This is a genomic window from Clostridioides sp. ZZV15-6388, assembly GCF_020657755.1.
In the GTDB taxonomy this organism is placed as follows: domain Bacteria; phylum Bacillota; class Clostridia; order Peptostreptococcales; family Peptostreptococcaceae; genus Clostridioides.
In genome coordinates this window covers 140,507-166,344 of the sequence record NZ_JAGWCU010000003.1, presented here as the reverse complement: position 1 = coordinate 166,344, position 25,838 = coordinate 140,507, and the positions used below count along the sequence as shown (strand labels likewise).

General features: G+C 29.2%; 27 protein-coding genes and 1 riboswitch. Of the genes, 4 read left to right on the top strand and 23 right to left on the bottom strand.

Annotation, left to right across the window (positions count from 1 at the left end; all coding sequences use genetic code 11):
- Positions 1-9 precede the first annotated feature (9 nt).
- From trxA to KGF48_RS03525, 4 genes are all read right to left on the bottom strand, one after another.
- A complete protein-coding gene (gene trxA / locus KGF48_RS03540; RefSeq protein ID WP_227867747.1) occupies positions 10-327 on the bottom strand; it encodes a thioredoxin TrxA in 318 nt (105 codons plus the stop codon).
- Positions 328-403: 76 nt separating this feature from the next.
- Positions 404-1,351 (bottom strand): thioredoxin-disulfide reductase, encoded by a 948-nt coding sequence (gene trxB / locus KGF48_RS03535; protein ID WP_227432680.1) that lies wholly within the window; start codon positions 1,349-1,351, stop codon positions 404-406.
- Between the two features lie 97 nt (positions 1,352-1,448).
- Positions 1,449-1,820, bottom strand: a complete 372-nt coding sequence (locus tag KGF48_RS03530; protein WP_227829258.1) for a GrdX family protein — start codon at positions 1,818-1,820, stop codon at positions 1,449-1,451.
- Between the two features lie 103 nt (positions 1,821-1,923).
- A riboswitch (glycine riboswitch) is annotated at positions 1,924-2,035 on the bottom strand.
- 318 nt (positions 2,036-2,353) lie between these two features.
- Positions 2,354-4,048 (bottom strand): M3 family oligoendopeptidase, encoded by a 1,695-nt coding sequence (locus KGF48_RS03525; RefSeq protein ID WP_227867746.1) that lies wholly within the window; start codon positions 4,046-4,048, stop codon positions 2,354-2,356.
- A 506-nt stretch (positions 4,049-4,554) separates the two neighbouring features.
- On the opposite strand from KGF48_RS03525, the gene yidA reads away from it, so the two are divergent.
- Positions 4,555-5,376: a sugar-phosphatase gene (gene yidA, locus KGF48_RS03520; RefSeq protein WP_227829260.1), complete on the top strand. Its 822-nt coding sequence runs from the start codon at positions 4,555-4,557 to the stop codon at positions 5,374-5,376.
- Between the two features lie 136 nt (positions 5,377-5,512).
- On the opposite strand, the gene saoL is transcribed toward yidA, so the two are convergent.
- The 12 genes from saoL to nadA all read right to left on the bottom strand — a co-directional run bounded on the left by saoL (position 5,513) and on the right by nadA (position 15,180).
- Positions 5,513-6,154 (bottom strand): MerB-like organometallic lyase SaoL, encoded by a 642-nt coding sequence (gene saoL, locus KGF48_RS03510; RefSeq protein ID WP_255642474.1) that lies wholly within the window; start codon positions 6,152-6,154, stop codon positions 5,513-5,515.
- A 12-nt stretch (positions 6,155-6,166) separates the two neighbouring features.
- Entirely contained in the window at positions 6,167-6,919 is a 753-nt protein-coding gene (gene saoA / locus KGF48_RS03505; protein ID WP_227839264.1) for an ABC transporter ATP-binding protein SaoA, read from the bottom strand.
- Positions 6,919-7,725, bottom strand: coding sequence for an ABC transporter permease subunit SaoP (gene saoP, locus KGF48_RS03500; protein WP_255611287.1), 807 nt, complete (start codon positions 7,723-7,725; stop codon positions 6,919-6,921). The genes saoA and saoP overlap by 1 nt, the downstream gene beginning before the upstream one ends.
- Complete coding sequence (gene saoB, locus KGF48_RS03495; RefSeq protein ID WP_255642473.1) at positions 7,686-8,483, bottom strand: ABC transporter substrate-binding (seleno)protein SaoB; 798 nt, start codon at positions 8,481-8,483, stop codon at positions 7,686-7,688. Before saoB ends, saoP begins: the two co-directional genes overlap by 40 nt.
- 4 nt (positions 8,484-8,487) lie before the next feature.
- Positions 8,488-9,576, bottom strand: a complete 1,089-nt coding sequence (gene saoX, locus KGF48_RS03485; RefSeq protein ID WP_227867745.1) for an ABC transporter substrate-binding subunit SaoX — start codon at positions 9,574-9,576, stop codon at positions 8,488-8,490.
- A 36-nt stretch (positions 9,577-9,612) separates the two neighbouring features.
- Positions 9,613-10,071 carry a Cys-Cys-COOH (seleno)protein SaoC gene (gene saoC, locus KGF48_RS03480; RefSeq protein WP_227839268.1) on the bottom strand — a complete coding sequence of 153 codons (459 nt, stop codon included), beginning with the start codon at positions 10,069-10,071 and terminating at the stop codon, positions 9,613-9,615.
- Positions 10,064-11,149, bottom strand: coding sequence for an efflux transporter SaoE (saoE, locus tag KGF48_RS03475; protein ID WP_227867744.1), 1,086 nt, complete (start codon positions 11,147-11,149; stop codon positions 10,064-10,066). The genes saoC and saoE overlap by 8 nt, the downstream gene beginning before the upstream one ends.
- A gap of 26 nt (positions 11,150-11,175) precedes the next feature.
- Positions 11,176-11,433, bottom strand: coding sequence for a thioredoxin-like (seleno)protein SaoT (gene saoT, locus KGF48_RS03470; RefSeq protein ID WP_255642472.1), 258 nt, complete (start codon positions 11,431-11,433; stop codon positions 11,176-11,178).
- An 86-nt stretch (positions 11,434-11,519) separates the two neighbouring features.
- Entirely contained in the window at positions 11,520-11,852 is a 333-nt protein-coding gene (gene saoD / locus KGF48_RS03465) for a DsrE-related protein SaoD (protein WP_227829271.1), read from the bottom strand.
- A 282-nt stretch (positions 11,853-12,134) separates the two neighbouring features.
- Positions 12,135-12,971 carry a carboxylating nicotinate-nucleotide diphosphorylase gene (gene nadC / locus KGF48_RS03460; protein ID WP_227829272.1) on the bottom strand — a complete coding sequence of 279 codons (837 nt, stop codon included), beginning with the start codon at positions 12,969-12,971 and terminating at the stop codon, positions 12,135-12,137.
- Positions 12,952-14,253, bottom strand: a complete 1,302-nt coding sequence (locus tag KGF48_RS03455; protein ID WP_227839271.1) for an L-aspartate oxidase — start codon at positions 14,251-14,253, stop codon at positions 12,952-12,954. Before KGF48_RS03455 ends, nadC begins: the two co-directional genes overlap by 20 nt.
- A gap of 12 nt (positions 14,254-14,265) precedes the next feature.
- On the bottom strand, positions 14,266-15,180 hold the full coding sequence (gene nadA, locus KGF48_RS03450; RefSeq protein WP_227839272.1) for a quinolinate synthase NadA: 915 nt from the start codon (positions 15,178-15,180) through the stop codon (positions 14,266-14,268).
- A 419-nt stretch (positions 15,181-15,599) separates the two neighbouring features.
- Between nadA and KGF48_RS03445 the strand changes: the two genes are divergently transcribed.
- The 3 genes from KGF48_RS03445 (at position 15,600) to KGF48_RS03435 (ending at position 18,080) form a co-directional block, all read left to right on the top strand.
- Positions 15,600-17,057: a carbon starvation CstA family protein gene (locus KGF48_RS03445; RefSeq protein WP_227867743.1), complete on the top strand. Its 1,458-nt coding sequence runs from the start codon at positions 15,600-15,602 to the stop codon at positions 17,055-17,057.
- A 224-nt stretch (positions 17,058-17,281) separates the two neighbouring features.
- Positions 17,282-17,710: a hypothetical protein gene (locus KGF48_RS03440; RefSeq protein ID WP_227839274.1), complete on the top strand. Its 429-nt coding sequence runs from the start codon at positions 17,282-17,284 to the stop codon at positions 17,708-17,710.
- 61 nt (positions 17,711-17,771) lie between these two features.
- Positions 17,772-18,080 carry a DUF1540 domain-containing protein gene (locus KGF48_RS03435; protein WP_021385244.1) on the top strand — a complete coding sequence of 103 codons (309 nt, stop codon included), beginning with the start codon at positions 17,772-17,774 and terminating at the stop codon, positions 18,078-18,080.
- 141 nt (positions 18,081-18,221) lie between these two features.
- Here KGF48_RS03435 and KGF48_RS03430 read toward each other — a convergent pair whose 3' ends face one another.
- The 7 genes from KGF48_RS03430 to KGF48_RS03400 form a co-directional block, all read right to left on the bottom strand.
- Positions 18,222-19,244: an AI-2E family transporter gene (locus tag KGF48_RS03430; protein WP_227867742.1), complete on the bottom strand. Its 1,023-nt coding sequence runs from the start codon at positions 19,242-19,244 to the stop codon at positions 18,222-18,224.
- Between the two features lie 170 nt (positions 19,245-19,414).
- Positions 19,415-19,921, bottom strand: coding sequence for an NUDIX domain-containing protein (locus tag KGF48_RS03425; RefSeq protein ID WP_227839276.1), 507 nt, complete (start codon positions 19,919-19,921; stop codon positions 19,415-19,417).
- Positions 19,922-19,981: 60 nt separating this feature from the next.
- The gene (locus KGF48_RS03420) at positions 19,982-20,683 is read right to left on the bottom strand and encodes a YczE/YyaS/YitT family protein (RefSeq protein WP_227829279.1); all 702 of its coding nucleotides are present in this window, start codon (positions 20,681-20,683) and stop codon (positions 19,982-19,984) included.
- Between the two features lie 217 nt (positions 20,684-20,900).
- Positions 20,901-21,971 (bottom strand): butyrate kinase, encoded by a 1,071-nt coding sequence (gene buk / locus KGF48_RS03415; RefSeq protein ID WP_227829280.1) that lies wholly within the window; start codon positions 21,969-21,971, stop codon positions 20,901-20,903.
- Positions 21,972-22,024: 53 nt separating this feature from the next.
- Positions 22,025-22,600, bottom strand: coding sequence for an indolepyruvate oxidoreductase subunit beta (locus tag KGF48_RS03410; protein WP_227839277.1), 576 nt, complete (start codon positions 22,598-22,600; stop codon positions 22,025-22,027).
- Between the two features lies 1 nt (position 22,601).
- On the bottom strand, positions 22,602-24,389 hold the full coding sequence (gene iorA, locus KGF48_RS03405) for an indolepyruvate ferredoxin oxidoreductase subunit alpha (protein WP_227829282.1): 1,788 nt from the start codon (positions 24,387-24,389) through the stop codon (positions 22,602-22,604).
- Positions 24,390-24,449: 60 nt separating this feature from the next.
- A complete protein-coding gene (locus KGF48_RS03400; protein WP_227839278.1) occupies positions 24,450-25,709 on the bottom strand; it encodes an aminotransferase class I/II-fold pyridoxal phosphate-dependent enzyme in 1,260 nt (419 codons plus the stop codon).
- Positions 25,710-25,838: the final 129 nt, after the last annotated feature.

The window sequence follows — 25,838 nt, the reverse complement described above, 5'->3', positions numbered from 1 at the left end:
ATCAACATATTAAAGATATTTTTTAATCATGTCTTCTATATTAGCAATTGTAGCATCATCCTTAGTAACTTCGTCTACTTTTTCTCCATCTTTGTATATAGCCATAGTTGGAAGTCCTAATACTTTTTGTTTTATCGCTAATCTTCTAGCTTTTGTTGTATCCATTTTACAGAACTTTATTTTATCCCCATAAGTTTCAGCTAATTTATGAACATCTGGCATTAAAGCTTTACAAGGTTCACAACCTTCACTCCAGAAATCAACAAATACAAAACCTTCTGCATTTAAAACTTCTTCATCAAAAGTACTTTTATCTAAATCTAACATTTTCATGTTCCCCCTTAAAATTTTTATTTTATTTTAATATTTTAAATATTATTCATTGACTTTACCTTACAGCTTTTTAGTTTTCAAACTTTTCATCAATATATTTTTCAGCTACTATAGATGCAATTGCTCCATCGTTAGTTGCAGTTACAACCTGTCTTAGAGTCTTAGATCTACAATCACCTGCTGCAAATACACCTGGTATATTAGTTCTCATGTCTTCATCAGTTATTATATAACCTTTTTCATCCATATCAACTTTGCCTTTGAATAAATCAGTTTGAGCATCTAATCCAACGAAAACAAATACTCCCATTGTTCCATCTTCTTCATCTGCAAAGTACTCATGAGTTTCCCCAGTAACTTTGTTTTTAAATACAACTGATTCTAATATTCCATCACCTTTTATTTCTTCTATTACTGTATCTAGTAAAAACTCTATCTTTGGATTAGCCTTTGCTTTTTCTTCAACACTTTTAGCACATCTAAATCCTTGTCTTCTATGTACAATTGTTACTTTTCTAGCAAATTTAGTTAAATACATTGCTTCCTCTAATGCACTGTCTCCTCCACCCACAACAAATACTTCAAAGTCTTCAAAGAAGTCTGCATCACAAGTTGCACAATATGAAACCCCTTTACCAGTAAGTTCTTTTTCTCCTGGACAACCAATTTTTCTTGGTGTTGCTCCTGTTCCTATTATTACTGCTTTTGCTCTATATTCTGCCTTTTGTCCTTTTAAAACTTTTATATCTCCATCTAGTTCAGTATCTACAATGTTGTCTCTTAACATTTCTGCTCCGAACTCTTTACATTGCTCAACCATTCTAGCTATTAGACTTGGTCCTGTTGCATTTGGAACTGACCCTGGATAATTTGCAATTTCATGTGTTATTACAATTTGCCCACCAGTCTTATCTTTTTCTAGGATTAGAGTTTTCAACTTTGCTCTTGCTCCATAAAGACCTGCTGCAAGCCCTGCTGGTCCTGAACCAATTATTACTAAGTCATACACATTTTCCATTTTGACTTATCCTCCCCAATTAAATTTCTTAATTTTTATTTAATATTAAATCAGATTTAATATTTAGGCTATTTTAACAACTTTTTAACAAATTCATTTATTCATACTGCATTCTTTGTATTGTATTATAAAATATGTCATAATCGATTACTCTAAAGTCATCTTGAACGCTTTCTGTCCATGCTGGAGTCTTTTTATTATTCTGAAATTTACTTGCAGTGATGATTGCTTCTTCAATTAAGGTTAAAGAGTTTATATCCAAACGATTTCCTTGTTTTAGTATAATTGTTCTATAAGGTGTTTCATTTGGTTTTACACTCCCATATAGTGGATGAGATAAAAGTTCATATCCTTCGTGTATCAAATCTCTACTTGTTTCTAAGATTCCAATATAAGTTGTATCTTTAAATAAAACTTCTCTGTCTTGAACTTCTTCTTTTACTTTTGGATTATTTGTAATTATTATCATCTTTTTACTCTCTTTCAAACTTTTATTTATTACTCGATAAATAAAAAACAGGAAAAACAAATCTCCCAATTTGTCTTCCCTGTTAAAATCATTTTCAGAGACCCGTCCAAGCACAGTCATCTTTACCTGAGAATTTCATTTAATCTTCTGGGTATGTAAGATTAAATTTGTCCCTTCGGTCGCTTTTTTATAAAGCAGTCTCCCATACTCTTCGCCCGGATTATTATATTTTCAGAAAATTGAAAAGTTAGCAATTTATCTTTTATTTCTATAAATAGCTTTTTTCTATCTCTGTTGACTTAAGTATATAAACATTCTATAAAATTTGCAATAGTTTTTTCATATGTATTTTGTATACATTTTTACCTTTTTTTCCAAATGTTGATATTACATATTTCCTGTATTTTCTTTTTTTTTTAAGTACAAATCTTTTTTGGTTTATTATTTCGTATTGATTAAAAATATAACTATTTTTGTAAGAAAGATATTTTTTTTAAATTTTTGCTCTTACAGAATAAATTTCTCATAATTTTTTACAAATTGATGTCATTTATTTCATCAAACCATGATTTTACATCGTCTATAACAGATTTTATACAGTCATTATCAAATGGAGAATATAGATTTCCTATACTTACAATATCTAAAAATGACTTTGTTCCACCTACTTTACAGATGTTTATATAATCATTCCATCCAGATTCTTTGTCTTTAATCATTTTTTTCCAGAATTGTAATGCGCAAATTTGAGCTAATGCGTAGTCTATATAGTAAAAAGGATTTTTAAATATGTGACCTTGTTTAAACCACCAGCAACCTCGTTCTAAAAAAGAATTATCATCATATTTTCTATGTGGTAAGTATTTTTTTTCTAAAAATCTCCATATTTCTTTTCTTTTTGATTTGTCGATATTAGGATTTTTATAAATATAATGCTGAAATTCATCAACAACTACTCCATATGGTATAAACTTAATTGCAGATGATAAATGAGTAAACTTGTACTTATCTGTATCTTCCTTAAAAAATAACTCCATCCATGGCCATGTTATAAATTCCATACTCATTGAATGAATTTCGCAACTATCCAGTGTAGGAAAATTAATCTCTGGCATTTCAATCCATCTGGACATATACAATTGAAATGCATGACCTGCCTCATGCGTCAATACATCTATATCATCAGATGTTTGATTAAAGTTAGAAAAAATAAATGGTGACTTATAATCCGGTATATAAGTACAGTATCCACCAGCCCCTTTTCCTTTCTTTGTTTCTAAATCCATAAGTTCATTTTTCAACATAAAATCAAAAAATTCATCAGTTTCTTTAGATAATTCAGCATACATTCTTTTTCCATTTTCAATTATGTATTCTGAATTACCCTTTAAAGTTGCATTTCCTGTTAAAAATTCTAAGTCTTCATCTATGTAACTCAAAGATTCTAGACCTATTCTTTTAGCTTGCTTTTCATAAAGTTCATCAGCCAGTGGCACAATATATTTTAGTACTTGTTTTCTAAAATTTTCAATCCTATCTTCTCTGTAATTACTTCTCATCATTCTAATATATCCAAGCTCTACAAAGTTTTTAAAACCTAGTTTTTTTGCTATTTTATCTCTCAGTTTAACTAACTCATCAAATATATCATCAAATTTAGATTCATTTTCTTCAAAGAAATTATAATATGCCTTATTTGCTAATTTTCTTGTTTTTCTAGACCTAGAACACATAAACATTCCCATTCCAGATAAGTTTCTTTCTTCTCCTTCAAACATTATCTGTGCAGATGCTAAAAGTTTAGTATACTCTGAACACAATTTATTTTCTTCTTGTAATTCCTTTATTATCTCTTTGGAAAAACTTTTTAAAGAGTAATCCACTATTGTAAAAAATTGTTCTCCAAATTCTTTTTTTAAATTAGATTTAAATTTTGAATTTGCTATAGAATTATAAAAATATGAATTTAATTCTTCATATAAAGGCATGTATTCATCCCAATAATTTTTTTCCTCTTGATAGAGTTTATCAAGAGTGTTTATACTGTATCTTATAGATGCTATGTTTGACAACGTTTCTATTTTATTTCTCAACAAATTAATTTTATGTATATTTTCTTGTTGTTCATCATAACAACAAGAATTATCTATTTCTTCTACACACTTTAAAAACTCTTTTTTTATACTATTATAATTTGGTCTTTCATACTTAAACTCTGAAAACTTCATTTAAAACTCTCCTTTATAAATTTGTTCTTTATATTTATAAATATAGTTTTATATGTATTACATGCTATTATTTACATGTATTACATACTACTATGACTTTATAACTCATTATTTTGAATAACATTTACATTGTAATCATGTTGAATAATAACATATGATTATTGTAATTACAATATTTTATAGAATAAAACTAATTACTGTACAAACTTTAATAAAGTTTGTATATAAAACTATTAACCTTTATAATAGGCTTATATCTATATCAAAATGCAAACGATACCATTTTTTATAGATAACATTTATATACTCATAAAAGATACAATATTACATGAATATGTTGTATAAATAATAACTTTATCAAAAAATTAATACTATTAAACTTTCTAAATTGCTTATCTCTTGGTATAATAATATACACATTAAATTTTCTACTGAAATTTTGTTCAACACTAGCTGTGTCAACGTTTTCATTAGAAAATTGAGGATATAAATTACTGGAGGTTGATATGTACAGATTAATCGCACTAGATATTGATGGAACAATATTAAATACAAAAAGAAAAGTTACTCCTGAAGTATTTGAATCTATTCAAGAAGCAAAGAAGGCTGGAGCTAAAGTAGTTATAACAACAGGTAGACCCCTTCCTGGTGTCAAAGGACTTTTAAATCAGTTAAATCTAACAGATGAAGGTGATTATGTTATATGCTTCAATGGAGCTATGATTCAAGAGGTTAAAAGTGAAAAAATAATACATGATGTAGAGATGACTTTAGACGACTTTGATTTTATATACAACAATGTTTGTAAAAAATATAATACCAAAATACACATAAATACAATGACAAATTTAGTTACGCCAAACGAAACTCCTGGTAAGTACACACTTCATGAAGCTAAATTGAATGATATAGAAGTTAAGTATATACACAAAGATAAAATTGATAAATCTATTAAAATCTGTAAGGTTATGATAGTTGATGAACCAGAAAGATTAGAAGAAATTATAAAACAACTTCCTAAAAATTTATTCAATAGATATACTATAGTAAGGTCTGCCCCTTTTTATTTAGAATTTTTAGGTAAAACTACTAATAAGGGTACTGCACTTCAAACATTATGTAATAATCTAAATATACCTATAGAAAATGCTATTGCTGTTGGTGATGAAGAAAATGACCAACATATGATAAAATATGCAGGACTTGGTGTGGCTATGGGAAATGCACGTAGTAGCATAAAAGAAATTGCTGATTATGTTACTGATACCAACAATGAAAATGGAGTTGCAAAGGTTATAAACAAATATATACTTAATAAAGCTATCTAAATACCTAAAAAAACTAAAAATATCCCTTTAGATTTAAATCCATCTTGTATATATGTCAAATACTAATAATGTATATTACTGATATTATATGGTGTTTTTGTCTAAAGGATATTTTTAGTTTTTGATAGATGTATTCTTATACTAATACTTTTTGTTCAAGTTTAAATATTTTATATGACTCTACTATTGCTTCATTAATATCCAAACAATATATATCTTCATCATCTGATAACCCTGCTTCTTTTGTCCATGCATCAAAATCATTCTTCGTCCAGAAGAAATTCATTACATTTCAGCAACTTGCTGCCCAATTTGAATGCTTATCAAGATTTATATGAAGCACTCTTAAATCTGGATTGTTTACATATTCAATTTTTTCATCTTTTATAAATATTTCTATTTCTTTACCTGTGGCACTACAAATAGAATTTATTCTTACATCTTGATTAAATGTACAAGAAGTTCCTATTGCATCTATAGCACACATTGCACTAAAGCTTCGATTATCACTTAATGTAACTTTATGATTAGTAGGTAATGCTGATACTGGATATATAAAATTTATACTATCTTCATCAACAACCATTATATTTTTATCAATAAAATGTTTTAGTGTAGTTTCTAGATATTCTTCTTCTAAATTTAAATTTTCACTTATATGTTCAATTACTTCTTTAAGTGTAACACTAGAACATTTATCTATTATCATATCCATAATATATATTCTTATTTTTCGTTGTGTATCATCTAAACTATTGTATTTTTCTATTTGACTCATTTCTACTCCTCTTTAAACATCATAACATTTTGACAAAATGTCAGTTAATTTATTCTTATATTCTTCATATTCTTGGCTCCCTCTAGCCCTAGGTCTTGGAATATCTATATTTATATCGTCAAGAATCCTTCCCTTATCTCTTGACATTACTATAACTCTATCACTCATATATACAGCTTCATCAACATCATGAGTTACCATTAATGCAGTTATTTTCTTTTTTATCCATATTCTTTCAAGTTCTTCTTGTAAGTTTTGTCTCATTTGAAAATCAACTGCTCCTAATGGTTCATCCATCAATAATACTTCAGGATTACATGCTAAAGCTCTTATCATAGCAACTCTTTGTTTCATTCCTCCAGACAATTGATGAGGAAACAACTTTTCTTTCCCTTTTAAATCAGACATAACCAAAAGCTCTTCCAACATCTCTTCTCTCTTTTCTTTTGGTATTTTTTGTTGTTTCATAGGAAATAGAACATTGCCTCTTATAGTCTTCCACGGAAATAGAGCGTAGTTTTGAAATATAAAAGCTCTATCTATACCTGGTTTTTTAACTTTTTTATCATTTATAAAAACATCTCCACTCTCTGCCTTTTGAAATCCACCTATTATAGTAAGTAAAGTTGTTTTTCCACATCCTGATGGTCCTAAAAGACAAACAAATTGACCATTTTCTATATCTATACTTATATCTTCCAAAACCTTTGTATCTACTTTGCTATTTACAAATGTTTTATTTATATCTCTCACACTTAATTTCATTAATCTGCAAACCTCCATCTACAAAGGATTTTATTTATAAATTTTAGTACTCTATCTATTATAAATCCTATTAAAGCTGCAAATATCATAAGCCCAATTAATACATCTGTATGCATCAATGTCTGAGCTTGTACCATGGAGTAACCGAGACCGGCACTCGTAGCTATAAACTCAGCTCAGATAACAGACATCCATCCTGTACTTATAGCAATTCTTGAACCAGTCAATATATCTGGAAGAGATGCTGGTACTATTACATTTGCAAATATTACAATTGGTGATGCTCCCATACTTCTAGCTGCATTATAATAATCCTTTGATATTGCTCTTACACCTTGAATAGTATTTAAAATTATGGGAAAAACACCTGAAAAAGCTATTAAAAATATTGTTGGACCATCTCCTATACCAAACCATACTATTGTAAGAGGAACCCATGCCATTATAGGAACTTGTCTTACAGAATCTACTACTGGAGATAAAAGCTTTTCAAAAGTCTTAGAAAATCCCATAATAAATCCTATTGGAAGTCCAAACAATAATGCATACATAAATCCTTTAAGCACTCTTTGCAATGTTATAAACAGATTAGTCACTGTCTCTGCATCTGTCACACAGTAAAAGAAACCTTTTATTACATCTACTGGCATTGGGAGTAATAAAGAACTCCCTATATCTTTTGCTGCAAAATGCCAGGCTAAAAATATAATAACTAAGAGTATTATTTTATATAAAATGTCCATACTACTTTTAGATTTTTTCTTAGCTATTCTATCTCCTCTATCTTTAGAAATTTTAATTTCCAACTTCTTATTTCCTCCATATCTATATTTCTTATATTCTTATACTCTTTTAATGATTTCTTAAATATAGCTTCATTCTTTAAATCATCAACACTTTTATTGTATAGTTTTATAAAATCACTATACGACTTGCTTTTCTTAAACTCTTTATTCACAACTAATACATATGTATCATAGTCACCTAATTCAGCTGTAGATTTTTTTTCGCCTTCTAACCCAATTGCTTTTATGCAATCTATTACAACACCATCTACTAAATTACTTTCTAGTCCATATGCTAGCGCTGTCCCTAATAATGGATAAACTTTTATATTTTCATAGTATTTTTTTACTAATTCAGATTGATAATTTCTATTTTGAATTATTCCTATTTTTTGAGGATTGTTCTTCTTTAATAAAAATATATCTGAATTTTGAACTACTGTACCAACAATTTCAAACTCACTCGTTGCATTTACATACTGCTTTGCTGCATCTTTACATATGATTGCTATATCTATTTCCTCTGAACTCAGAGCCCATTGCATTGTACTTGCTCAGCAATCATTAATTGTAAAAGTCTCCATTACATCGCTTACTTTTATGTTTTCAAAGTAATCTTTATTTATCATATAATTTATTACAAAACCAGAGGTATCATCAGATACCCCTATTCTTAATTTTCCTCTTATTTCTTCTTTATCTTCAAAATTAAAAAATATTATAAATATACTTCCTAAAATAATGATAAAAAGTATTATTATATTTTTTATTCTCTCCATTTACTTATAATACCTTTGCCTTCCAATCTTCATAACTCATGCCTTCTGGAAACTCTGGATTAACTTTTTCTTTTATAAACTTATCGAAATCGTCTGCCCCACAAGAATCTAATAAACTTGTATCAATTGTATCTTCATATTTAGGTATATCGTCTAATGCCTTTAAATCTTTATACATTTGTAAATTGTTTTTATATTCTTCTCCTGTAACTTTCCAAGTAAGCGTTCTACCTTCTCCAACTGTCTTTTTATAAATAGTTCTAAGTGCAACTTCTTCTTCTACATTATAATATTTTGCAAATATTTTAGCTGCTTCTGCTGGATTTGTATATATATATTCTATTGCTTTAGTATGAGCTAAAACCAATTGTTTTGCTAAATCTGGATGCTCTTTTATAAAGTTTTTATTCAATGAGAATGAGCAACAGTTATATTCTTTATCATTAGCTTTTTCTTTATATTGAGTTGATGCTATTATTTTTCCTACTCCATCATTTTCAGCTACAGAACCCCAAGGGTCACAAGATGTAAATGCTTGTATCTTTCCAGTTTTAAGAGCTAAATATTTATCTTTATCTGAATCCATATTTACAACTTCATATTTTGATGAATCAGTTGGTAATCCTGTTTCTGGTCCATAATCACTTGTCCATAAGAAATCACTCATATCTGTTGCAATTTTTTTACCCACTAAATCCTTAGGCTCTTTTATATCATTTGAAACTATTAGATATTCAGACCCACCTGTGTGATTATTTGCTGCTATTGTTATTGGTGAACCTTTAGGTATGGCTCCTACTAGCCCCTTTGTTCCTATATAACCAGCATCCATCTTACCTGCTGCCATGGCTTCAGGAACTTTACCATTCCCAACAGTTTTTACATTAAGACCTAAATCTTTATATATTCCTGCTGCTTCTGCTACTGGTCCAGCTGTCATATGGTCACAATTATAATACCCTACTGTTATCGCATAATCATCATTTCCAGCTTTTTTCCCCTCTTCTTTCGGTTTACTGCTACATCCAGTTAGTATAGATGCTCCCATTACACTAACTAAGATTGATGCTTGAATCTTTTTAGATACTTTCATTTCAATTCCCCACCTTATTATGTATTATTTTTATTTTTAGCAACACTTGTCCATATCTTCTCCAAATAAATCAACAAGTTTTTTACCCTCTACTCTGTAAATAGCGTATCCTACATTGCCATTTTTAGAACCTGACACTATTACTTCTATTGGTGGCTTCTCATCAATATTTTTAAAAGTTATAGTTTGATTCTCTATAGGTGCTGGTATTGGTTTTGTTATATAATGACCATCTTTATCAGAAACTACCACTACCATTTCATTTGAATTATTACCTTTTTTATATATAACTACTAAATCTTTTTTTCCATCATTGTTTAAGTCTTCTTCAGCACAAGTTATTATATCTTCCTTATAATTTTTCTTGAAATATTTTAATGTTTCTTGATTTACATTTGGAATAGAGCCATTTTGTTTAAGGTTATCATCAACTACCCTTGATAAAACTATTAATGCAATCACTACACATGATATTATAAGTACCTTTTTAAGCATGATTTCCTATGACCTCTTTCATCTTTGGTATTACTGCTTTAAGTGCAAATAAAATAATTAAAATAGTACATATATATTCAAAACTATCTGGTATATTTAACATTAGTTTATTTGCTAATTGTATTGAAGAATTTGTTGTCTCTAAATTCACAGTATTGTTGTTTGCAAAAAGTAAATTTGTTATATAACCTATTATTATTGAACAGAGTGTTAGTGTAACTGAATATATAACAACAGTTCTTTTTCCAATAAGTTTACACATGCTTATAAGTTCTGGTAAGTTTGTCGCTGCCCCAGCTATCAAAAATGTTATGGCTATCCCAGGAGATGCTCCACTTGCAACAAGAGCTGCTATAAATGGAATATGTCCTACAGCACATACATACATAACACATGCAAGTATTGAGATACTTCCAAGAGATAGTAAACCTGGATTGCCTAAATATTTTTGAATTATACTATTTGGAAAAATTGTTGTTATAAATCCGGCAAAAAGCATCCCCATTATTACATATTTACTAATAGTAAGTGCTAACTCTCCAAAAGACCATTTAAGCCCATCAATCATATTTTCTATAAAACTTCTCTTTTCTTCTTCTAATTCTATAGCTTCTTCATCTGAGTCATTTTGCAGAAATAATTCTTCTTTTCCAAAAGTATTCCCCAAAACTCCTACTAAAAATGGTACTAAAAATCCAGATATAAGATAAATGATTGTAATTTTAGGTCCCAAAAGACCTAAGCAAAGAACTACAGCTATTGGATTTATTATTGGAGTTGATGTCATAAAAGCAAGTACTGGACCTAAGTATGCTCCCGAATAGTACATACTTATCCCCAATGGTATTACACCACAACTGCAAATTGGTAAAAACATCCCTGAAATAGTGCTCTTAATCAAAGAAGAAAACTTCTTATTTCCAAGTTGTTTTTGAAACCTTTTTGGCGTTAAAACATTGTGAAGAACTCCTGCCAATACAAAACTTATCATAAGCCATCCCGATGCTCCATTTAGTGTAACTATGGAAGCTACTACAGTGTTTTTCACTCCACTTAAAACAATTTCTAATATATTCATTTTTACTGCTCCTAATTTTTAAACTTTTAACTATTATTTATAGCTTCTACTATTGCCTTTTCGATTGTATCTTTATTTAATCTATCGTACTTCTTTTTTTGGTTTATTATTAATGTTCCTTTTGTTATAATTCCATACTTCTTGACATATGAGAAATCCTTACCTGCTTGGTAAAGTTTTACTTCTAATTTATCAGTATACTTCTCAGATATTTTTTTTATAAACACTCCATGCTCATCACAAGATGGTCAAGTATTTATGAATTCAACTAAAATTTTAGCCATTTGTCCATCCCCTACTCTAAACAATTTATCTTTTACTTAAAATAATCCATAGAAAATTTTTTCTATGGATTGTATACCTCAAGATTTTATAATGTTATAACTTGGTCCACACCTGCACCACCTAAACAAGCATATAAATTTGGGAAACATCCAATTGTAGCTCCATCAACCAAGTTATCCTCTATACCTCTTTCTATAGCACACTGGTCACAAGCCATTATTATCATATCTGTCTTTTCATGTAATTTACTTAATCTTTCTCCTACTGGATTATCTTTAGACAAAAATAAGGTGTTATCCATAAAGAAAAACATACCTAAGACATCTACTCCATGAGTTCCTTGTTCTAATTGTGGTATTATCATTTTGTCTAGAATTTTGTGTGCGTTAGTACTACTAAAAATATAAGCTACTTTCATTTTTATTCCCCCTATACTTTTTCATCTAAATTTTATACAAAATTTTACATATGTAATTATATTATAAGTTTATTCGTATTTATCTGTAAAATTGATAATAACTATATTATGAAAGTTGTATATAGCGTTTATCTATATTTATTCAATTACTTTTTTATTATTTTGTCTTTTCAGTTAACTTTAATAAATAAAAAATAGATTACTTAAATTTATCTAACTTATTTAAGTAATCTATTTTAATTATTTATCATATTATTAAATTAAATCTATTTTAATACTTTTTTATATATTTCTTAAGTTTTTCATACTTATATCAAGAGCTTTTACTGAGTGTGTAAGCGCTCCCACAGAGACAACATCAACACCAATTTTTCCTATAGATTCTATTGTATCTAAATTTACATTTCCAGAAAACTCTACAACTGCTCTCCCATCTATCATTTCTACAGCCTTTTTTGCTGTCTCCAAATTCATATTATCTAACATTATTATATCTGCTTTAGCCTCTATAGCTTCTTTTACCATCTCTAGAGTTTCCACTTCTACCTCTATTTTTCTGACAAAAGAAGTGTTTTTTCTAGCTAATTCAACTGCATTTTTAACACTACCTGCAGCTCCAATATGATTATCTTTGAGTAATATTCCATCAGATAAATTAAATCTATGATTGCATCCTCCACCTACTTTTACAGAATATTTATCTAAAATTCTAAGATTAGGTATTGTTTTTCTACTATCCAATAGTTTAGTATTTGTACCTTCAAGTTTTTCCACATACATGCTTGTAGTAGTAGCTATTCCGCTCATTCTTTGTAAATAATTTAAAGCTACACGTTCTCCCACAAGTAAGTTTCTAGTATTTCCAGTTAATACAGCTATCTTTTCACCATTATTTACCCTATCGCCATCATTTTTATACAACTCTATCTCTACATCTCCAAGTATTTCAAAAACCCTTTTAAACACACCTAAACCTGCTATTATACCATCTTGTTTACAAATTAAATCTACAGTAGACTTAGAATTTTCATCTACAATAGAATTAGTTGTTATATCCTCACTTGGAACATCTTCTATTAAAGCATCTTGTATCATTTTATCAATAATCAAATAATTCATCGCCAAAATCCTCACTTGTTCTTTCTATTTCTTTTATAACTAATATTTTATTCTCTTCCTTTACTTTTTCCACATCCACATCTATATTTGGTACATCTATAAACTTCACTTCTATACTACCTATAACTGAGTTTATATTTTTAGCTGCTCTTTTTGAAAATACAAGACCTTCAAGTAGTGAATTGCTTGCTAGTCGATTAGCTCCATGAACACCTGTACAACTAATTTCACCTACTGCATATAGGTTCTCCATAGATGTTTTTGAATCTAAATCAACATGTATTCCCCCCATAAAATAATGTTGTGCAGGAGATACCTTTATGTATTCTTTGGTTATATCTGTTCCTCTATTTAAACATTCATTGTATATAAAAGAAAATCTATTAATTAAATATTCACTATCTAAGTGTGTTGCATCTAAGTATACATAAGGTAAATCATCTTTTTCCATTTGTTCAAAAATAGCTTTTGAAACTACATCTCTTGGAAGGAGTTCATCTACAAATCTTTCTTTGTTTTTGTTTAAAAGCTTAGCCCCTTCTCCTCTTAAAGATTCAGATATAAGCATCCTTCTGCCTTCACTATTTTCTTCATAGAAAGCTGTTGGGTGTATTTGAATATATTCTAAATTTTCTATTTTAATATTATTTCTTAATGCTATGGCAATTCCATCACCTGTAAGGTGTCTTTGATTAGTAGAATTTTTAAAAAGTCCACCAATTCCACCTGTAGCTAAAACTACTACCTTTGAAAAGATATGAATTTCTTTTTGAGACTTAAAAATTCTAGCTCCTACACACTTATTACCATCTTTTAATATATCTAAAAGATAAGCATCTTCTATAAGAGTTATATTTTCTCTAGTTTTAGCTTCTTTTAATAGAGTCTTAAAAACAACCTCTCCTGTATTATCTTTGCTATGAACTATTCTATTTACGCTATGAGCTCCCTCTCTTGTATAATCTATCTCTCCATTTTCTTTGTCTAAAGGCATACCATAGTCTACTATTTGACCTACATTTTCTATAGATTCATCTGCAAGAACTTTGACTGCTTCGACCCTATTTTTATACTGACCAGCCTTCATTGTATCTTCTACAAAAGACTCTATATCATCAATATTTCTAGCAGTCGAAATTCCACCTTGTGCAAGATATGTATTATTGTTTTCAATTGTAGATTTTGATACTACTAACACATTTAAATTTTTATCCAAATTTAATGCACAATATAATCCCGAAACACCACTTCCAATTACTAAAACATCCTGTTCTAAATTCATAAGTCTATCCCTCTATCCTTCTGCTAATCTGTGCATATTAAGCAGTGAATTTAAAGCTTTTTCCATAATTTCATCTTCTACAATAACTTCGTTTTCCATATTTTTAAGAGTACTATGCAAATTCTCTAATGTCGTTTTTTTCATATCTGTACATAGTATTCTTCCACCTGGAATATAAAAATTTTTATTAGGATTGTTTTTCTTTAATTCATGTAAGATACCCTCTTCAGTTGCTATTATAAAATCTGTATTTTTGCTGTTAGTAGCATATTTTATTATTCCTGATGTACTCCCTACATAATCTCCTAAGTCTCTTATTTCTTTTTTACATTCTGGATGTACCAATACTTCTGCATCTTTATACTTTTCTTTTAATTCAATTATTTCTTCAACTTTTATATTGTTGTGATATTTACAATATCCATCCCAAAATATAAATTCTTTATTAGGGAATTTTTCTGCAATATATCCTCCTAGGTTCTTGTCTGGAAGGAATATAATTTCTTTATTATCTATGTTTTCTAATATTTTAATTGCACTAGATGATGTAACTGAAACATCACAATGTGCTTTAACTTTAGCTGTAGAGTTTATATAACATACAACCAAAGCATTTGGATACTGTTGTTTTAGTTTTATCACGCCTTCTTCATCTACCATATCTGCCATAGCACATCCAGCATTACTTACTGGCATCAATACAGTTTTTTCAGGTGATAATATCTTAGCACTTTCTCCCATAAATCTCACACCACAAAATACAACCACTTCTTCTTTACAATCTCTAGCAATTTCACTTAAGTAATACGAATCTCCAACTGCATCTGCTAATTCTTGTATTTCTGGTGGTTGATAAAAATGAGCAAGTATTATTGCATTTTTTTCTTTCTTTAGCTCTTTGATTTGATATGTTAAATCTTTATCCATAATTGCACCGCTTTCTATATGTACTAGTGTATATACACCTGTAAATTCATTATATCACTTGACTATTTTTTCTTCAAGAATTTTAGATCTCTTAATATTGTTAAGATATAGACACTTACACTATCAATTGATTTATCATTTTTTCATAGCTATTTAAATTATTTTTTTGTATTTTTTAATTTTTTGTAGAGTATTATCAGAATATTTTTTATATTCTTTCTCGTTATAATATTGAATTTTTTTCCAAATACATGTATACTAAGTGCATGATTATGTATATGTATTTATTTCTGAAATTATATTAGTTTTAATACTTTATAGAATTTGTAAGCACTTTAAGTATAAAATCTTATAAAAACTTACACATTCAGATAATATGTATACAGAATCCAAAAAAATTTTATAAATGGGGTGATGTTATGACAACATTCTTAATTGGTTTGGCTATTTTACTAATAGGAGGTGCTTTATACGGCGCTTATTGTGAAAAAGTATTTGGCCCAGATGACAGAAAAACACCTGCACTTGCTCAAAGTGATGGAGTAGACTATGTTCCAATGAAAAAATGGAAAAATAGTCTTATTGAGTTGCTTAATATAGCTGGTACAGGACCGATTTTAGGACCTATACAAGGTATTTTATTTGGTCCAATTGCATTTATACTAATTCCTATTGGTTGTGTATTGGGGGGAGCTTTACATGACTATATGAGTGGAATGATTAGTATAAGAGAAAAAGGAGCACAGATGCCTTCTCTTATCAGCAGATTTTTAGGTAATAAGGTCTTTCAAGTTTATAATATCTTCCTTTGCTTATTAATGCTTTTAGTTGGTGCAGTTTTTATTTATACACCTGGAGATTTGGTAGTTACTCAAATTTTAAATATGAAATCAACTATCAATAATCCAGTCGTTTGGATAGTTTATGGAATCATCTTTGTATATTATTTATGTGCAACACTATTTCCAATTGATAAAATAATAGGAAAAATATATCCAATATTTGGAGCCATTCTACTTTTATCTGCTGCTGGCGTTGGAATTGGAATATTTACACAAGGTTATGACTTAGCTAATTTAAGCCTAGCAAACTGGAAGGGCATCCATCCTAATGGAATTCCTCTTATCCCTACATTCTTTGTTACAGTTGCTTGTGGTATTGTTTCTGGATTCCACTCAACTCAAGCTACTCTTATAGCAAGATCAGTTTCAAATGAAAAAGAAGGTAGAAGTACTTTTTATAATATGATGATTTTGGAAGGTTTAATTGCAATGATTTGGGCTGCAGCTGCTATGGGTATTTACAATAAAGGAATACCTAGTGAATTGGTAGGTTCTCCTGATGTAATAGGTTTAGTTGCTAGAGACTTACTTGGTTCTGTTGGTGGCATTATAGCTATAATAGGTGTTATTGTTTTACCAATAACTTCTGGAGATACAGCTTTAAGATCTTTAAGATTAATGCTTGCAGATTACTTCCATTATGACCAAAAAGAAAAGAAACATCGTGTTATATTATCAATCTGTATATTTATTCCTGTTATAGCTATCCTTATATTTGCAAAACTTAGTGCTTCTGGATTTAATATATTATGGAGATATTTCTCTTGGAGTAACCAAACTATTGCTATATTCGCCTTTGCTATGATTACAGTTTATCTTATAATCAAAGAAAAAAATTATATCATAAGCTTAATCCCAGGTATGTTTTATTCTTTTGTAATTTCTAGTTATATATTCAATGCTCAAATTGGATTCAACCTAAGTATAAACATATCATATATTTTAGCTACCATTTTTACTGTTTTATATGCGGTTTTAACTGTATACTATGGTAGAAAACTAAAAAACAAAACGGATACAAATCTAGCTAGCTAAATATAAATATTATTAGATTTTTATTAAAACTTTTAATTTTAAATAATTCAATAAAAAGAGGCTGTCTCAAAATAGAGATTAGCCTCTTTTTTATTAGACACATTAATAAATAAACAGATACCTTTTATTGGAATATTTATCCTATATATCTAATATAAATAAATAAAAGATTTAAAATAATCTACTTGTTTATATACTCAAAATAATTTTTTGGAGGAATACTTATGAATAATAAATTACATGAACTAGAAAAAAATTTACCAGAAACATCTTGTTCTTTTTGTACACACCTTTCATTGAAGGGGCCTAGCCTAGATTACAGATATGATATTAAATGTGTTATTTCAGATACCAAACCTGATTTTAGAGGATGCTGTGAATATTTTGAACCAGAATATACAGACTTAAATACAGGAGATTTAGACAATCTATACATAAACTTTCTTGAAACATGCCTTAAGGTAAACTATAATGATTATATTAATTCTATATATTGGAAGTTGTTTAGAGAAAGAGCTTTGCTAGAAAATAACTTTAAATGTTCTATATGTGGTTCAACTGAAAATATTGATGTGTATCATGTTAATAAAAATTTAGGAAGAGAAACTTCTGAAGATGTAATTGTTAAATGTAAGAAATGTAATTGTAAATAAGTGTATAAAATTTAAATAACTTCACATAATAAGTTTAAATAAAAAACTTAGGAGGTTATTTATGAAAAATAATAATTTAAATTGTGACGCTACTAACTGTGCTTATAATACTAGTGGATATTGTTATGCTGGTAGCATAAAAGTAGATGGAATGCAAGCAACTACTACAGGAAATACTTATTGTGCTTCTTTTGAAGACAAATATACATCTGGTATAACTAGTCGTTCTAATGACACTAACCAAGTTGATACAGATAATATTCACTGTGAGGCTGTAAAATGTAAATACAACAAAAATGAACTTTGCAAGGCTGAAAAAGTTCATATAAACTCAGGAAATGCAAGCTGTGAAACTTTTGAAATGAAATAATTTCATTGATACTTAACTATATAGTGTTTATAAAAAATAAAATGGAACCTATAAAACAGACACCTTTTAAAAGATATCTATTATAGGTTCTTTTTTACAATTAAATCATTATGTATTAGTAAATTAACATCATATAAGTTATCATCTTGAGGTAAACTTCACACCAAATATATCCATAAGGAACATAAATGTTGGAACTCCAATTAATAATCCCCATACACCTAAATAATGCTCTCCCACAAGTAAAATAATGAAAACAAAGCAAACTGGAAGTTTTGTTCTATTTGACATCAACTTAGGATTTAATATATATGTTTCCACTGCATGCACTATACAAATCATAGCCAAAACACCAAATACTTTTGCTACCCCTCCTATATTAAGTGCTATTACTGTTAATGGAATTAGAGACACTATAACTCCAGCTACTGGAATAAGACCCAAAACAAAAATCATAAGCCCTAAAGCCCATATTTGAGGAAAACCCATAAATCCTAAAAAAATCATAGAAACAATAGAATTTATAAATGCAATCATTACTTGTACTTTCATTACATCGCCAAAATTTTTCACAAAACTTTTTCCAAAAAATACAAGAGAATTATAGATGAAAGATATCTTACTTTCTGCAAGTTTATTTCCAAATTTTTTAATATCATTTTTTTCAAGTAAAAGCAGTAAACTCAGTAAAAAAGCTAGTAATATATTTATCCCAAAACTTCCAACTTTGGTTGCTGCCGATGCTATTAACAATCCTGCCTGTGAAATATACTTATTAAAATCCAACTTTGAAACAATAGGATAAATCTTTGGCCCTAAAGACTGAGCAAATTGATTTACATCAAAATTACTTAAAATCCTGCTTAACTCTGTAAGTTGAACTATAATTATTGGCACAACTGCATAACTAATCAATACTAATAATATAGCAAATAATGAATATAATACTATAATTATCAATGAATCAGGAATATAGAAAGAAAATAATTTCCTAATTCTTTTTCTTATGGAAACCAATAAATTATAAAAAACAAAAGTCATTATAAATGTTAAAAGCACCATATTTAACATATACCAAAATGTAATTAAAATAATCACTACCACAGATATAGAAACAATCTTATATTTTGAACTCTCAGATGTCAATTCTTTGTTATTCTCCACATCATAATCCTCCCCAAATTTTTACTACTTAACAATCAAACTTATTACTCTAATTCTAAAATCTAATTAGGATAACATTAAAAATAATGTATTAATTCTCCCTAATAAAACATTAAATTTTAGAGAAGATAATTTTAGATAGTACATACTTATATCTAATTCTGTCTACATTATATATTTAAATCATAATTATCTATATCAGATAGTAAATCATATATCTCTGGATATTCAAAAAATAAGCCTTCTTTTAACAATTGTCTTATTTCACCTGTACTTACCCATTTTATATCACTTACTTCTTCTTTTTGCAAAATTGCATTTGATACATCATACTCTTTTTTAACTAAATATACATCCCAAAGAGTATCTCCATGAATCATACTTCTAAAAATCTTTATCTCATCTTTGGATATATCAATTCCTATTTCTTCCTTAGCCTCACGAATTGCACCATCTAAACTTTCTTCTCCAGAAACAATACATCCAGTTGTCATACCCCATATATTTGGCAATGTCTTTTTGTTTTTAGACCTTTTCTGAATTAAAATCTGAGAATTACTATTTACAATCCACACTTCAACTGCTAAATGATAATATCCTTCTTCAATAGAATTATCTCGCTCTATAACATTTCCTGTTTTACTTCCATCAGCATTATACAAATCCCATAATTCCACTTTCAAATCTCCTTACTTTCATTATAAATTTAAATAAAATATAAATATATTTTAGTATAATTAATTTTGTTCATTTTTTATTACAATGCTTGATTTGCACTCATGTGTATCACTTTTCTTTTCTTTCCACTCTTTTATGTCATCTATAATGAATCTATGTTTAAGAGATTTTGTATCAAACTTAAATATCCTAAACACTATTTGTAATACATATCCTAACCCTAAAGCACTTACAAGTGTCCCTATTCCTACAGAACCTCCTAATAGCCAACCAGCCACAAGTGCTAATATTTCAAGAATTGTTCTAACAAGACGTACAGACCTATTAGTTTTTTTCTGAAGGGCAATCATAAGACCATCTCTTGGACCACTTCCAAGGCAAACACCTAAATATAGAAAGCTTGCTATAGCAGCTAATATAATTCCTATAACAACCATAAATACTCCTATATACGTATTACTTGCATGAGGTATCACTCCTGAAAATATTACTAAATCAATAAAAATTCCTATAAAAGTCATATTTAACAAGGTACCCCATCCTATATTTTCGCCAAAAACTGCATCCAATATAACGATTATAACACCTACTATTATGGATGCCTGACCTATAGTTATACCTAATTTTATAGATAAACCTTGGTGAAGTACATCCCAAGGCATCAGACCAACATGTGCATTAATCATAAGCACCGAAGAAATTGCAAATATAAAAAAACCCGAAAACAACCTTATCATACTTTTTAAATTAATTTTTCCCATTAAAAATCACTCCCCATAATAATAATAACAATAAATACCAATAAAATATATATATAAGTACAAAATTTTACAGAATTTTTCATTATTTTAATATATAATTTCAACTATAAAAAAAGTGGCAATCCATATTTTACACATCCCCACCTATATTCTAAGCTTTAGTGTAAAAAACAGATATACCACTTTTCTAGTATTTAAACATTTTTAGTTACTTTAATTAATTTTCACTATAAATTCTAGCTTCTTCTTCTCCATTTAGCACTCTAAGAGTTCCAAAAGCAAGTGATTCTAATTCATTTTCTCCTGCCATAATTTCTACTGGTGCTATAAATTCAACTCTCTTTTTAACCATTGAAGTAAACATTTCAGAATATGCAATTCCACCTGTTATAATTATAGCATCAACTTTTCCATCTACTACAGTTGCTAATTCCCCAATCCCTTTTGCTAATTGGTATGCCATTGCTTCATAAATAATTTTGGCTTCTTCATTTCCCTCTGCTATCATCTTTTCAACTTCTCTAGCATCTACAGTATTTAAATATGAAACTATACCACCTTTACCTCTTATCTTTTTAGTCATTTCTCTTTCTGAGCATTGACCTGAATAACAAGCAGCTACTAATTTTGTAGCAGGAACTCTTCCTGATCTTTCTGGTGAAAATGGTCCTTCATCATCAGATAACATATCAACCATTCTTCCTTTTTCATGAAGATAAATACTTACTCCTCCACCAATATGAGCTACTATTAAGTTTAAACTCTTGTAATCTTTACCTCTATCTTTAGCATATTTTAAAGCCATTGCTCTAGTATTTAGTGCATGCCCTGCGCTTGCTCTATCCATTCCACAAAGCCCAGATACTCTTGCTATATCTATAAGTTCGTCTACTGCAACAGAATCATAGATATATGAGTTTATTCCAAGTGGTTCTGATATTGCATGTGCAACAACTGCTCCTAAATTTGAAGCATGCTCAAGTACTGGTCTATGTTTAAGTACATCAATCATTTCTTCATTTACTAAATATGCTCCTGATTTTACTGGTGGTAAAACTCCACCTCTTCCAACTATTGCACTAAGAGATTTTAAATCTATATTATTTTCTTCAAGAATACTTAAAACTGCCTCTTTACGCATTTCAAATTGGTCTTGAATTGTATTATATTTTGCAATCTCCTCAGCTGGATGGTCTATCGTCTTCACAAAAATTTGTTCTTCTCCATCATATACTCCTATTTTTGTAGAAGTAGAACCTGGATTTATGGCTAATATTCTATAAGTCATACTTTTCTTCCTTTCACATTAATTTCTATAGTTTATCCTATATATATTATAAACTATTTGCCAATCATTTCCATACCTTCATGGAAAGCTTTTATATTTAACTCGACAAATTTTGGTTTAACATTTTCACTTATAATTTTTTCCCAGTCAATAGATTCTAGTTCCATAGATTTAACTAGACATCCTAATAAAATAACATTCATTATCTTTGCATTTCCTAACTCTTCAGCTTTATCTGCTGCATTTATCACTTTTGCATTTAATCTATTTAATTCCGCATCTATGTCTTTTTCTTGATATTCAGCTCCTCCGATTAAAACAGTCATAGAATCTATTCTATGATTATTTACTAAAGCTTTTCCTTCTGGTTTTAGATAATTAAACCATCTTAGAGCTTCCATCTTTTCAAAAGATACTAAGATATCTGCTCCTCCAATTTCTATAACTGGAGAATGAACACAATCTCCATATCTAACTTGTGAAGAAACTGAACCTCCTCTTTGGCTCATACCATGTATCTCACTCATTTTTACATCATATCCAGCTTCCATCAATCCCATAGTTAATAATTTACTAGCAAGTATAGTTCCTTGACCTCCTACACCTACCAAAAGTATACTCTTAGTCATATTATTTTTCCTCCTTAACTATTGCTTGTTTTGGACAAACTTGTGAACATACTCCACATCCTACACACTGATTTCTATCTATATTTGATAATTTATTTTCTTTATCAAATGATAGTGCTGGACATCCAGTTTTTAAGCATAATTTACATCCTATACACTTATCATGGTCAACCTTACACTTAGTTTTAAATGGATTATCAAACTCTTCTATATCTTCTTTAGAGAATTTCTTAAGTACACATGGCCATCTTGTGATTATTACAGATGGTTCATCTTCTATAGCCAAAGCCCAATCTAAAGCTTCATTTACTTCTTTTAGATTATTAGGGTCTATAACTCTTACATGTTCTATTCCACAAGCTTTAACTAATCCTTCTATGTCAACATCTTTAGTTTTATCACCTTGTAAAGTATATCCTGAACCTGGATTTTCTTGATGTCCTGTCATTCCAGTTATTCTATTGTCTAATATTACTGATATAGAGTTACCTCTATTGTAAACTACATCTAAAAGACCATTTATTCCTGTATGGAAGAAAGTTGAATCTCCAAGTACACCTACTAATCTCTTTTCATTTCCTTCTTTCATATTAAGAACTTTTTGAGCACCATGTGCAGTTCCAAAAGCAGAACCCATACAAACAACATAATCTATTCCATTATATGGAGGAGCAAATCCAAGAGTATAACATCCTATATCTCCACCAACTATTAAATTTTTTCTCTTTCCAAGTTCATAGAAGAATCCTCTATGTGGACATCCTGCACAGAAACTTGGCGGTCTTGGTGTTACTAATTCAGCTTTATATTCTATAGTATCATTTGTTTTTCCAAATATAGCTTTTCTTAAAACATCTGGTGTCATTTCTCCATATGGAGGTATTACATCTTTTCCAATACAATCTATCCCATATGCTTTTATTTGTTCTTCTATAAATGGGTCGTTTTCTTCTATTACATATATTTTATCTACTTTGTCTGCAAATTCTTTTATTTTTTCATAAGGTAATGGATTTGTAAATCCTAACTTCATATATGATGCATTTTTTTCAAATACTTCTTTAGCAAAATTACAACACATACCTGAAGCTATAACACCTATTTTTGTATCATTTATTTCATAGTAGTTTAAGTCAGTTTCATTTGAGAATTTTTTAAGAATTTCCATTCTCTCTTCAACAACGCCTCTTCTTATTTGAGCATTTGCTGGAACAGTAACCATTTTTTTAGCATTTTTCACATACTCTTTAATTTCAACTTCTTCTCTATCATAGCACTCTACTAAACCTTTTGAGTGACAGAGTCTTGTTGTAACTCTATATAAAACTGGTGTATCGTATTTTTCACTTACTTCAAAAGCTTCTTTTATCATATCTTTAGCTTCTTGGCTAGTTGATGGTTCAAATAAAGGTATCTTTGCAAACTTTGCATACATTCTATTGTCTTGTTCATTTTGAGATGAATGCATTCCCGGTTCATCTGCAGTAATAAGTACCATACCACCATTTACGCCTGTATATGCATAAGTAAATATTGGATCCGCTGCAACATTTACACCAACATGTTTCATAGAAGCCATAGTTCTTGCTCCTGCAATTGAACCCCCTATAGCAGCCTCAAGTGCTACCTTTTCGTTTGGAGCCCATTCTGCAACTATTGCATCTTTATATGTTGCTAAATTTTCTAGTATTTCTGTACTTGGAGTACCTGGATATGCAGATGCATATTTAACACCAGCCTCATAGGCTCCACGTGCAATTGCCTCATTACCTGTCATCAATTGTTTCATATAAAATTCCCTCCATCTACAATTATTAAATTCATAGTCCACCCAATTTGTTCAATGAAATTAATTATTTATTTTTACTTCTAAACTTTCAAGTGCTTCTTTTATAATACTTGGTGCTTTCTTACATTTTTCTTCTGAAACTGCACAAACTGCAAATCTTAATCCCATTTTCAATGGAATTGCGAATACACTGTGTTTAGTTAACTCTTCACATACTTCTCTTGGATTATCACATGGTATACTTACAAAGAAACCTGCTATATATGGAAGAATTTCTAATCCTACTCTTTCAGCTTCTTTTACAAATACATCTGCTCTTCTAGTCAGCATTTTTTTGTATACTTCTTTTTCATCCTCATATTCTTTGAATTTTTTAGGGTCATTCACAATATTAGATAGAACTTCCATAGCACTTCTATTACAATTCGACCAGTTTGCTCTACATGAATGAACACATGAATAATGGAATTCTTCAGCTACATCTTCACTTGAAGATATACAAATTATAGCTCCCATTCTCATTCCATAAGCTGTAAATCCTTTTGACATACTAAAACCAACTAATACAAGAACGTTTTCAGGCAAGTTAGAAAATTTCTTAAAGAATTTTCTACATACATCATCATCGCCTGCAAAGTCAATATATGCTGAATCTACGAAAAATATTATCTTTTTATCTTTATCTTTTGCAACTTCTTTTGATAAGTCTAATATTTTATCCCACTCATCATCTGCAACACTATATCCTGTTGGATTGTGAGCTGGTGTATTTATAATTGTAAAAACTCTTCCTTGTTTTTCTGCTATATTCACAAAATTTTCTTTGAATGAATCAAAATTAAACTTTCTATTTTCATCAAACAATTGGTAGTTTACTACTTTTCTATTAGCTTCTTCAGCTATACTAACATATGGACTCCAAAACCAATCAGATGTTAAAACTTCGTCACCTTCATTTGTATAATTCCATACTGCTAGTTTTATTGCACCACTTCCTCCCGGTGAAGCTAATACTCTTATATGTCCTTCTGGTAAGTAATCTCTGAAAAATACTTTTTTAACTGCTTCTAAGTAGTCTGGCTGACCTTCAAGAGCTGCATATGCACCTATGTCACAGTTATCTAATGCTTTATATTCATCATATACAGTTTTCATTGTTATTAATTTTCCTGAGTCATCCATTAGAGCGCCTATTGTTGCATTTATTACATTATCCATACCTAAAGCTTTTTCTGCTGCTTGAGCTCTTCCAGATAAGCTAAATATAACATCATTTTCTTTTGGCCACACTGCATGCTTACCAACCATACTTTGACTCATACCATCACCCCTAAAATTGTATTTACTCTCACATTTATATTAAGCAATTAGCATGCCAACAAATTTAACTTTATGTAAAACTACTTTTGTTTAGAATTCTGATTTTTTTCACTACTAAAATTAAGTATT